At 27.5% G+C, this 11,965-nt stretch carries 12 protein-coding genes, 1 tRNA gene and 1 rRNA gene; all 14 read right to left on the reverse strand.

Annotated features, from left to right (window positions below; genetic code table 11):
* Positions 1–1,002 precede the first annotated feature (1,002 nt).
* Positions 1,003–1,821 (reverse strand): hypothetical protein, encoded by an 819-nt coding sequence (locus ACWPW7_RS16095; protein ID WP_454054338.1) that lies wholly within the window; start codon positions 1,819–1,821, stop codon positions 1,003–1,005.
* Between the two features lie 3 nt (positions 1,822–1,824).
* Positions 1,825–2,832: a transketolase family protein gene (locus tag ACWPW7_RS16100; protein WP_454054339.1), complete on the reverse strand. Its 1,008-nt coding sequence runs from the start codon at positions 2,830–2,832 to the stop codon at positions 1,825–1,827.
* A gap of 2 nt (positions 2,833–2,834) precedes the next feature.
* Positions 2,835–3,689 carry a 1-deoxy-D-xylulose-5-phosphate synthase N-terminal domain-containing protein gene (locus tag ACWPW7_RS16105; protein WP_454054340.1) on the reverse strand — a complete coding sequence of 285 codons (855 nt, stop codon included), beginning with the start codon at positions 3,687–3,689 and terminating at the stop codon, positions 2,835–2,837.
* Positions 3,690–4,232: 543 nt separating this feature from the next.
* On the reverse strand, positions 4,233–4,862 hold the full coding sequence (locus ACWPW7_RS16110; RefSeq protein ID WP_454054341.1) for a cyclase family protein: 630 nt from the start codon (positions 4,860–4,862) through the stop codon (positions 4,233–4,235).
* Between the two features lie 66 nt (positions 4,863–4,928).
* On the reverse strand, positions 4,929–5,423 hold the full coding sequence (locus ACWPW7_RS16115; RefSeq protein WP_454054342.1) for a hypothetical protein: 495 nt from the start codon (positions 5,421–5,423) through the stop codon (positions 4,929–4,931).
* Between the two features lie 106 nt (positions 5,424–5,529).
* Positions 5,530–6,075, reverse strand: coding sequence for a hypothetical protein (locus tag ACWPW7_RS16120; protein WP_454054343.1), 546 nt, complete (start codon positions 6,073–6,075; stop codon positions 5,530–5,532).
* Positions 6,076–6,212: 137 nt separating this feature from the next.
* Entirely contained in the window at positions 6,213–6,356 is a 144-nt protein-coding gene (locus ACWPW7_RS16125; RefSeq protein ID WP_454054344.1) for a hypothetical protein, read from the reverse strand.
* 706 nt (positions 6,357–7,062) lie between these two features.
* Entirely contained in the window at positions 7,063–8,373 is a 1,311-nt protein-coding gene (locus tag ACWPW7_RS16130) for a BclA C-terminal domain-containing protein (protein WP_454054345.1), read from the reverse strand.
* Between the two features lie 286 nt (positions 8,374–8,659).
* On the reverse strand, positions 8,660–9,037 hold the full coding sequence (locus ACWPW7_RS16135; protein ID WP_454054346.1) for a PH domain-containing protein: 378 nt from the start codon (positions 9,035–9,037) through the stop codon (positions 8,660–8,662).
* 24 nt (positions 9,038–9,061) lie between these two features.
* A complete protein-coding gene (locus tag ACWPW7_RS16140; protein WP_454054347.1) occupies positions 9,062–9,523 on the reverse strand; it encodes a hypothetical protein in 462 nt (153 codons plus the stop codon).
* Between the two features lie 83 nt (positions 9,524–9,606).
* Positions 9,607–9,753 carry a hypothetical protein gene (locus ACWPW7_RS16145; RefSeq protein ID WP_291562661.1) on the reverse strand — a complete coding sequence of 49 codons (147 nt, stop codon included), beginning with the start codon at positions 9,751–9,753 and terminating at the stop codon, positions 9,607–9,609.
* A 798-nt stretch (positions 9,754–10,551) separates the two neighbouring features.
* Positions 10,552–10,989 carry a VanZ family protein gene (locus ACWPW7_RS16150; RefSeq protein WP_291562659.1) on the reverse strand — a complete coding sequence of 146 codons (438 nt, stop codon included), beginning with the start codon at positions 10,987–10,989 and terminating at the stop codon, positions 10,552–10,554.
* A gap of 496 nt (positions 10,990–11,485) precedes the next feature.
* A tRNA-Lys gene (locus tag ACWPW7_RS16155) sits at positions 11,486–11,561 on the reverse strand.
* Between the two features lie 35 nt (positions 11,562–11,596).
* A 5S ribosomal RNA gene (gene rrf / locus ACWPW7_RS16160) occupies positions 11,597–11,714 on the reverse strand.
* Positions 11,715–11,965: the final 251 nt, after the last annotated feature.

Here is an 11,965-nt window from a genome sequence, read left to right on the forward strand (position 1 = left end):
ATACTATAGCAATTTATTCAAGACACCCTTCATGTCTCCAATACAAGGATTTATATCCTTAGCATTTCTACTATATAATTATTAGCCTAAATTTTATTTGCTAATAAAAACTATGAAATCATCACATCATATTTTCTTCTCTTAAGCTATTTTAGTAGAAATTGAAATATACTAATTTTTCTATGACTACACTTAGTCCTCTAATGCCTTTATCAGATTTAATATTATTTTCATCTAATATCTTTAAATCCCCATTAATAAATACATTTATTATATTAATAAGTGTGATAACTACAAGTTATCCTCTCATCTTAAATCTATATAAGAAGCATTTACTTCTACTTAAATTAAATTTTTTATAAATCTTAAATCTATTCTAATAGTTATATTCTTTGTAAGTTTTTAAGCATCTTCACCTCCTCCATTCTTTTAATATAAATTTTCTTAAGTGCTAAAACCTACCTGACTCATATATAGATTAATTTAAAATAAATCTTTTTCCAATTTTTTGATGATTATAATCCAAGCTTCTCATAAAAAGCAAATTTTAATTTTTTTTCAATTGTAGGCTGGGTATATAATTTTATTTGTTCTATTAAATAGTAAAAATGACTATTTATATACTATTTAGTCTCCAGTTCCATACAATTTACAGAAAATTATTGCTATACTTTAAAATTTTCTATATTTTCATTTATTCTTCTGCTACATGAAATCTTAGAAATATAATAATTTGAATTATAAAAAGGATACAGGCATTTAAAATCTTTTAGTAGAATACTTAGGATCCCCCAACCCTCCCAACACTCAGTAACAATTGAGTAAAAAATTCAACACTGAAGTTATAACATTCTTTACCTAATTTTTTCTATCAACTATCTATCTCTTAATAAAATTTTACTTTCGCGAAGAATATCAAAAGAAACATCCTCTTTTCAATAGCGGGAAATTTTTTTACTAACTATAATCCCTATTTTACCCTTTCTTTTAAAAGTCAATTTCTTATTCAAAGAATAAATTTTCATATTTCCTGTCTTTACTTAGTAAATTTTTAACCAGAAACATAAATGATTTAATTTGAGCATCATATTCTGTTGCTCCTTCCATGATAATATGTGAATTTACAATATCCTTAATTAAATTTTCGCTATCCTTTAATATATCTAAAGCACTATCTGTATTATTAAAGTTCATTGCAAGAAAAGGTTTTGTTCTCTTATATTGTCCTCTACCAGCTTTTGATTTTCCATATTTTATTCTAATATAAGCTGAAAGCTCAGGCTTTCCTACTACCCTCCACTCATATGCTCTGTCAGGGCTTTTTTGAGTCCATTTAGTTATTTCTGGGTGATCTGCTTTATTTAATTGACTTATCCCAGAGGATATTAAATAAAAATGCAGCTTTACAAGTAAATCCTTTTCTTTTTCATCATTAGGCATATCTGTAAATGAGAGCATTTTAGATAAAACTGATAATGCTTTTATAGTAGGTATAAGTAGTCTAGATTTAAAACCACCCTTTATTTTAGGTAACTTTTTACTTTTTCCTTTACAAAAATTATTAAACTCATATATACTTTCAAACTGTAACTCTAAATCTGGATTTTCTAATATAGTCTTTACTACTTCGATATTTCCTTCTTCTACTACAAAGTGAATTCCTATTTTTTTATTTTCATCTAAACAACAAATTTGAATTACTCCATTTTTATTTCTAAAAGATTTTTTAAGATCTTCTTTTTCCTCTACTAATACTTTAAAAAGTGGTAATACAGAATTTAAAAATATCTTATTTGAGTACATTTCATCCTTATAAATCATGAATTATACCTCGTCTTCCCAATCGTTGTCGTCATCAAAATTTTTTCTTAATATTTCTCTCACCTCTTCTAAAATACCTTTAGCATTTATTTTATAATAAGCCATTAAATCTTCATGTAATCCACTTGTAAAAAACTCGTCTGATATTCCTAAAGATTTGAAAATACAAGCTTTTCCGCTTTCTGCAATAACCTCTGATACTGCACTTCCAAGTCCTCCTATTACATTATGTTCTTCTACTGTTATTATTCTTCTAGTCTCGCATATAGCGTTTAATATAACGTCCTTATCTATTGGCTTAATTGTGTGCATATTAATTACTCTTACTTTTAATTGATGCATGTCCTCTAAGATTTTTGCTGCTTCTAATGCTTGATGAACAGAACTTCCGCAAGCAATAATAGTTATATCTGTACCTTCCTTTAATTCTATTCCTTTACCAATTTTAAATTCATATTCTTCATTTTCATATAGTTTTTTATCAAGGCATTCGTCAATACGAATATATACAGGCCCTCGCAAATCATAGGACTCTATAATTGCTTTAGCTGCTTCAACACTATCTGCTGGTACTACAACCTTCATATTACTCATAGATCTCATAATAGCTATATCTTCTATACAACGATTAGTAGTTTCACATTGACCAAATGATAAGCTCCAATTTGTTGCAATTATTTTTACATTTAAATTTTGATAACATATGTCCGTCCTAACTTGTTCTAAGGCCTTCATTGAGGCAGATACATCAAAAATGGATATATATGTTTTTAGGTCACATTTTGCAAGTCCAGCAGCTATAGCAAAGAGAGTTTTCTCTGTTGTTTCTATATCTAAAAATCTTTTATCATATTTATCGCTAAACAATTCAAATTTAGTAGATTTCTTTAAATCCGCAAATAATCCAACTATATCATCATGCATTTCTATCAAATAATAAAGTGACTTTTCATAAATTTCCGTCATTGCTCCATTGATTGTATCTAACATAGTATAAGTTAATCCATACATAGTTACACCTCTTTTATCCTTATTTCATAGTATTTTTCTAAACTTTCTTTTGCTTCCTTAACTTTTTCTTCATCAAGAATTCCATAAGTAAATCTATAGTCATCTTCCATAAAATCAACACCACAACCATTTATTGTATTAGCAATAATAACAACAGGCTTTTTATTTTCACTTAAAGCAAAATCTAAAGCTTCAGAAAGTTCTTTAAGACTATGACCATCTACCTCTTCAACTATAAATCCAAAATTTCTCCATTTATCTGCAAAGGATTCTAATGTTATAATTTCTTTTATAGAATCATCAATTATACATTGATTTTTATTTATAATAGTTATAAGATTTGTTGTTTTTAAATAAGCTATAGCCATTGCTGCTTCCCAAACTGATCCTTCGTTACACTCTTTATCACTTAATAGACAGTAAACTTTATATTTCTTAGATTTAATCCTTGCTCCTAATGCCATTCCTAATGCAATTGAAAGTCCATATCCTAATGAATGGATAGAAACCTCTTCTGCGCAAACCTTTCTAAAATCTAGATTTACCCCTAAATTATCTTTACTATGATTATATTCCTTAAGTAATTCTTTATGTATGAATACATTGTCTAATAAGCTAGGAACAATGTAGATTCCTCCATGCTCTTTACTTAATACAAGTTTATCTCTACACTTATCTTTTGAATCTTTAAAATCTATATTTAAATATTTATGATATAGTATTGTAAAAATATCTATAGAACTTAAAGCTTTTCCGGTATTTCCGTTACCTAGCTTAAGTGCAGCATCTATAGAAAGTAATCTAAGTTCATAAGCTTTTTCTTCTAGGTTTAACAGCTCTTTTGATGTTAAAGGCATATAACTCTCCCCCTATTTGAATTGGATTATTTTTATGGCAATATAAAGAATTTCTCTGCTATTTCTAAATCTAAGTTACTGTTTCTATCGTTATTTGCACAGTTCATAAGTAAGACAAATGATTTATAAAATTAACACCTCTTCAATACATTCTCTTACCTACTGTCAGTGAATAATTATTAACTTATCATTTTTATAGAAATATTGTTATTTTTATAAAAGTTCTACTATCTTCATTTAATTTATACAAATTAGAAAAACTCCTTAATATATTCTCAATATTAAAATTATATAATAGCCTTATTTTCTACTTAAAATGATGTACTTCTTCTTATATAATAAAAACTATCCTATAAACTCTCTAGAATAGTTTTTTATATATAAATATTATTAGTAAGTTTCAAATATAACCATATAGCTTTATAAGTGCTAATTATAACTTTAATTTTATAGATATGTGACTTATATAAAGTTAAATCGTAAGTTTTATTAGTTATAATAATGATTTTTAAATAAAAAATAAATCTCACTATAAAGCGAGATTTATTTATATAATATTACCCTTGCTGGGGCACCATCTGAATTTTTAATTTTAATTGGCAATGCACAAAGTTCATAATTTCCCTCTGGAACATCTTTTAAATTTAATCCTTCCACTATTACAATATTATTTTTTAAAAGTAATTTGTGCACTCTAAACTCAGTGTCATTAAAACTTTCAATAGAAAAATAGTCTATACCCACAGTATTTATATTTTTATCTACTAAATATTCTGCTGCTTCTAAAGTTAGATATACAAATTCCTCATAAAATATCTTATGAGTTACCTTATCGTAATTACTTGTTTTAAAAAATATTCTATCTCCATCTTCAATGATAAGATTTTCTAAATGATATTTTTCAATTTTACTACAATTTAATACTTCAAATACTTTAGCCTTACCTATTAATTTTTCTATTGGTATTTCTTCGATTCCATAACCATCAGTAAAAAAATGCTTAGGTGCATCTATGTGAGTTCCACTATGTGTTGTGATTATAAGTTTTGATAAATTAAAGTCATCTCCTTTGGAAATATTAAATACATCTTCTATTTCTATATTTGGATCTCCATTATAAACAGCAGTGTTGTCACTTAATTCTATAGAAATATCATAAAAATTTCTACTCATAATATACCTCTTATATAAAATTATTTTCTAATTTTATTATATATTACAAATTATAATAATCCTATATTAAGCTCCCCATAATATCCTTTTGCGTTCCACATTCCACTGCTCATCTTTTTTATTTATGACAATCTTAACCCCTTTTGCAGAAATAGGACCTGTATATATGGCACCTTCAATAAAAATTTTATTATTTTTATATTTATAATCTACTATATTAATAAGTAATCCATTTTTACTATTCCCATTTAGTCTATTAAAATTATCTGTAAATCCATCTTGATTTAAATCCTTTAACGACTTATTCATCACAGTTTTATTATATTTTTTTAAGTTATTTAATATTTTTTCCTTATCAGCTTTATCAAGCTCCTCAAAAAATTTATTATTCATATCAATAGTTATATAATCTATATCTTCTAAACCATCATAATAAGATATTAAAGTGTCTATAGTAATACTATAGATATTTATTTTATCTTCTCTACTAATAGGTTCATAAGCAAATACATTTATTGAAAACAAATGTATTAATATTAATAAACTAATTATTTTTTTCATAAAAATCTCTCCTAAATATAAAACTTTGAATACATCTAAATTATTCTAATATTATTTTTAGGAGAAATCTAAAAATTATTCCTATATTATGTAGAAGTATAATAAACTACAATAATTTTAGACATTTTTTTATAACTGATTGAGGCAGAGGCTGCTCTAATGCCCTTTTTATTAATTTTGGATTTGAAACTCCATTCTTATTCAAATATTCTTCTATAATACTTACTTTCTTCTCTCTATCTGGAATTAATTGATATAGTATATACCAATCTTCTATAGAAGATAATGGTATTTGTATATTATTTATAGATATGTACTGCGAAATTGCTTCTTCATCTAAAATATAAGAATATATCCCTCTTTCGTGAGAGATTTTAAAGCTCCCTATTATATCAACTTCCGTATTATTTATTTTATAATTATAAAAGCTCTCAGTTTTATATGGAGTCTTACTATCCATCTCTCTACATTCTCCATAATTATATAAAATATCATTTACTTTCTTCGACTCCTCATAATTTACTAATATATCTATATCTCGTGGATTGTCTAATATTTTGTTAAAGTATAATAGCAATGATCCTCCTAAAGCCCATTTTATATTTATTTCATTTAGTTTTACCGATAAAAAGTATAAATCGTTTATATCCATATTTTACCTCCCACAACAAATAAATGATATAAAAAATTATATCACTAAAACAATTTATATGTTATTTATTAACTATTAAAATGCTAATTAGCTAGGATTTCAAATATTAGTTTAATTAACTCACTATATTATATATTTTAAATATTTCTCATAATCTTTGATATTTTAGAAGATGCTAAAGTAAAAAAACTAATATACTTTTTTTCTTCAAAAACTGAAGAATTGCTATATTTAGAACTTTCTTTTAGAAGTTTTATATATTCATTAAATATCATTTTCATATCCTTTTCTGAAATCACATAATAATTTTTAAAATCCTTAAAAATAGTTTTATTTATTTTTTCTACATCAAGTTTATTATCTATTATTTTATTATCATAAAATAATAGATTTTTTAATTTTTTTCCTTAGCTGCTTCATTATCTCCATTTACAAGTACAGAAGTTCTAAGAATATGTCCATTTTCATTTACATAATTATCCAACCATAAATGGCTATAATATCCTAAAATAAATGATTTCTCTTCGTCTGATACGTCTAAATATTTATCCTTTAAGAATAATTCGCATTGACAATTACTATTGACACTACTTTTATAATATGCTTTACAATTTAAATAATTATTTTATAAATTTTCAATTAATTTAGAATGTAATATCTTTACAAAGGTCATATGGGTATTAATATGTGGCATAATACTCTCTCCTTAAAATACAAGATTAACCTTTTATTATGTAACTGTATATTTATGTAATTTTAATATATCATTCAATGTTATTGTAAACTTAAATATTTTAATTTACAACATTTTTATACAGTTTATCTCAATTGTTACATAATATTTTCACACTTATTAATTAGCCTATTAAAAATTCTTTTAAATCTTGCATATTGCTTTCATATAAATAATTATTATTAAGATTTTAAAATCTAATCTTATATATTTAGAAATCTCCCTAAAATAGGGAGATTCAAATATTTTATATTTTAGTTTAGCTTCTTAACTGACATCGCAACACTTACATCAACACCAGTTATTGTAATTCCTAATGCTACTGTTGCTCCAAATGCTAATTGAATATTTGCATTTGCAGGTACTGTAGCTATTACACTTCCAGTATAAACTTGAAGTCCTGTAGTTAATGTCTCTGTAAATTTCCCTCCTGGTACAGCAGTTCCATTTATCTGAATTTGGAATGTTCCCGCTACCGCTAAAGTTGCTGTAAAGTACACTACAAAGTTTATCTCATATTGGCCAGCACTAGTAACATTTATAGTATTTGCAGTTGGATGAGTTACTCCAGTGGATAATGGACCTGAATTATTAAAGTTTATAGGCTGAGGTGGCTGAAGCAATGCTATAGTTATAGTTTGGTTTCCTGTATTGTAAACATATCCAAAAGCATTTAATCCATTTGCAGGACCAGTTGGACCCGTTACTCCTTGTATACCTTGAGTTCCCTGTATACCTGTTGGGCCAGTTGGTCCTGTTGGACCGGTCGGACCTATTGGACCAGTATCTCCTGTTGCTCCTGGTGTTCCAGGAGCTCCTGGCGCCCCAGGTGTTCCTGGAGCTCCATCTGCTCCTGCAGGACCTTGTGGACCAGTTGCTCCTGTTGCACCAGGTGCTCCGTCTGCACCGGGTGCTCCATCTGCTCCTGTTGCTCCGGTTGGACCTACTAAGCCTATTGGACCGGTTGGTCCTGTTGGCCCGGTTACTCCTGTTGGGCCTATTGGGCCTGTCGCTCCAGTTGCCCCCGTTAATCCTATTGGGCCTGTCGCTCCGGTTGCCCCGGTTACTCCTGCTAATCCGGTTGGACCTATTGGGCCTGTCGCTCCGGTCACTCCTGCTAATCCGGTTGGACCTATTGGGCCGGTCGCTCCGGCTGCTCCTGTTAATCCGGTTGGACCTATTGGGCCGGTCGCTCCGGTTGCTCCTGCTAATCCGGTTGGACCTATTGGACCAGTTGGTCCAGTTGCCCCCGTTGCTCCCGTTGGACCTATTGGACCGGTTGGGCCTGTTGCTCCTCTTGGTCCCGGTTGACCTGGTTGTCCTGGCTGTCCCGGTTGACCTGGTTGTCCTGGTTGTCCTGCAGCTCCTTGAGCCCCAGGAGCTCCTGGCTGTCCAGGTTTACCAGCTTGTCCTGGTTGACCTGGCTGCCCCACTTGTCCAGTCGTACCAGTTGGTCCCGTTGGACCGGTTGGGCCTGTCGGACCAGTTGGGCCTGTTGGACCAGGTATATCTGCTAAAACATCTATTGCTAACTTAGCATAGATGTTCGATATATCATAAATCAAACACATTCCCTCCCTTAAATTAAATTTCATTAAAATAAAATATTTTATAAGGGGCTTATATATCAAAATCATTTATCTTTTAAGAAATTTACTCCAAAACAATTTTAGGAAAAAATAGTCATTAAATATTAGTTTATGACCTAATATATTATAGTTTCTAAATTTAAATTTGTTACTTTGCTCTTATAAGTTGCAGATATTACTATACTATATTAAATCCTCAATTTAAACATTCATTTAAGATAAATCTAAAATATTATCTCAAATATAAAAAAAGACCTACAATTTATAGGTCTTTAAGCTGTTGCTTTCTTTTTCCTTTGTTTTCTTTAATAAAATCTACAAATTTTATTAAATTTTGATCTTCTACAAATCTCATAGAACAAGATTGCTTTTTGCAATGAATAAACACTTTATCTCCAAACTTTTCTTGTGACAGCTCTACATTATATACATCTTCATATTCAACTACATCATTAAATACTGTAAAAAATCTTTTACTACAAAACCTTATTTTCTTATTAGTTGCAATTAATATACCTGTCCTTAATGTGCTTTTTCCATTAAACACCTTTTCATAAGCACCATATATATAATGTACTATTTCTTCATTACTCTCAAAGCCTTTTTTAGATATTTCTAATAACTTCTCAACTTTTGTCAAAATACTCCCCCCCAAATTGTTATATTATCTAAATATCTTATCAATGTATTTTTTTAAAATTAAAATAAATTCATTAATTAAGTCTTTTATCCTATATTTTATTCCTTTTTTAAGTAAATCACAACCTTGATTGTTTTTAATTTTGTCATCAAGTTTCAATTTGCTTTCTACTATAAATGCAATATCACTCATTTGGTCATAAGCTCTTTCCTCTTCCCATTCTAATAATTTATCTTTTCCTATTGTATATTTGATAGAATCACAAAGTTCTTTAAGTATATTTATTTCATTACTATTTACGGAGGATAAGGTTATTAAATAATTTAATATTATTGCACCACATACTCTAGCATCTATACTTGTTAACGCACACCAATAAACAAAATAATTAATAAGAGCTCTTCTTTTATTAAAATTAAATTTTTTTACAGTATCTTCATATTGTTTAAGTAGCTCTTTATTATTTAGTAAAACTTCATATTTCATTTATTATCCTCCTTTACATTAATGCAATTTAACAAAAACTGATAACATTTTTATTTGCTATCAGTCTCCGCTACTAAATTCTACTAAAACTTTTCATTTATTTCCTTTTGTATTCTCTTTAAATCTTTTTGTCTTAATTTTGTTTCTTTTTGGATTTTACCCCAATCTTCACCGTCAATCATCATTTCCTTTGCTTGGTTTTTAGTACCATTTTCTCTTTCGTCTTTCATTTTAATGCCTCCAAAATATTTTAATTATATTTTTACCATTTTCATTTTCTTTTATGTATAAATACAAAAATACTAAAACTAACATTAATTATGCTTATTTTATAGCGATTCTATAAACTTTATGGGTAATAACATAATATATAACTTTATTACAGAAGCTATTAATATATATTTTTTGTAATAAATCTATTTTATTAGTTAAAAGACTTCTTTATTTCAGTTTTAACTAAATATGTTTTTTTATTCCCATGTAATGTAAAATACTACTGCATACTATAAAATAAAACTATTTGAATAACTATTAATCAATGAAAAATAGGTCATATTGGAAATATAGGGGATTTATTAAATAAATTATAATGTTTTCCTTTTGATTATAATTAACTTACAGAGGTTTCGATTTGAGAGAAAAGGTTTTATTATTGAAGATAATTTTTATATAGTAAAAATTTTGAAAGAGTGTTTTAAGAAATCTAGACATGATAATATATAAGCTTCTACTTACATAAGAACTAAAATTCATAAAAACTAAAAGTTATATTCTAATAATAATTATAAATGCAAAAATGATAATTATGATAAAGTAAAATCCTTAAAGTTTTATGTACAAATCTACAATAATATAAGTACAAATACTTCAGAAGACTTTATTGAAAGTCTATATTAAAATTAAATCATAAAAAGAAAGTCGTCATAATTATGCTGACTTTCTTTCTATGATTCTCATGAACCTAATAATAGAAAATTATGTGGCATTAATAATTCTTACCTTATGAAAAAATTATAACTCAACACTATTTATAATGTAGAAACATATTTTATCTTATTTTTTATATATACAATCAACATGCCCATCATTCCACCACTAGTATCTAATATAACATCTTTTATACTTCCTTCTCTTCCAATTACAAATAATTGATGAAATTCATCACTACAAGCATAGAGAAACACAAATACTATACTTAAAAGAATGCTACTTTTAAATTTAAAATATTCTTTTAATACATTATAAAAAAGTATATAAAGAATAAAATATTCTGTGAAATGTCCTAACTTTCTAATTATGAAATTTGATAATTCTCCAAAAATACCATTAAAATTTATTCCTATAGTTCGAAGCATAGATATAACCAAATAACTTTGTTCATCAGATTGTATCGATGGCTGATGTGAAAACCAAAATATAATACACATCCATGCTATAAGTAGAAACCATTTTAATTTTTTATTCATAATTTTTTCCTCGCTAAATTATATTTTAAATAATATACCTATAAAAGAAAACTTAATTTTATCTTTTATATAGAATTCATTGGTGAAATTCTAAGTTTTCATATAGAAACCCTATATAGGGATACAATGCGAAAACTTAATATATACTCTGGAAAATAAATTTTCTATAAAAACAGATTAACCCCTTAGAAATTAAGGATTAATAATTAAAAATGAAAAATTTAGGATGAAATTCACTGTTAGTGAATTTCTAAAATGAAGTTTATCTTAAAAAACTCCAAAGACTTTGACGGTGGAGTTTTAACCATAATTCTTCATTATTAATTCTTAATTTTTAATTCATTGTAAAAATTTTATTATGAAAATTAAAATCATGCATAAGCTAAATTTCCATTAAGGAACCCTACAGTATCCTTTAATTATAGTATTAATTATTAAGTTGATTATGCATTATTTACAATATAAAAAAATCCTTAGTACACATTGTACTAAGGATTGGTGGCTCACCGGGGGATCGAACCCCGGACACCATGATTAAAAGTCATGTGCTCTACCGACTGAGCTAGTGAACCATATTACTAAGCTAAGTTAAACTTAGCTTAGCACTACCTGGCAACAACCTACCCTCCCACAGGGTCTCCCCTGCAGTACTCTCGGCGTCCTAAGGCTTAACCTGCCTGTTCGGAATGGAAAGGGGTGTTACCCTTAGGACCATCATCACCAGATAATTATTCTTCCAATAATATTAGAGTTCTCTACTGTTGACTTTACGGATATTTATATAATTCTCTAACATTATTGTACTTTTTATAATAATATTATTAACATATTATTATAAAATATTCAAGATTTATCTTAAGAGAACTACATATTCATGTAGTCACTCCTACAAAGGTATTTAATCAATAAGCGAAACATCTTTAAAAATTTATATAAGCTTCACATTACTACGTCAGCTTCAGTCAATCCTTATACT

The sequence above is a fragment of the Clostridium sp. Marseille-Q7071 genome (assembly GCF_965112025.1).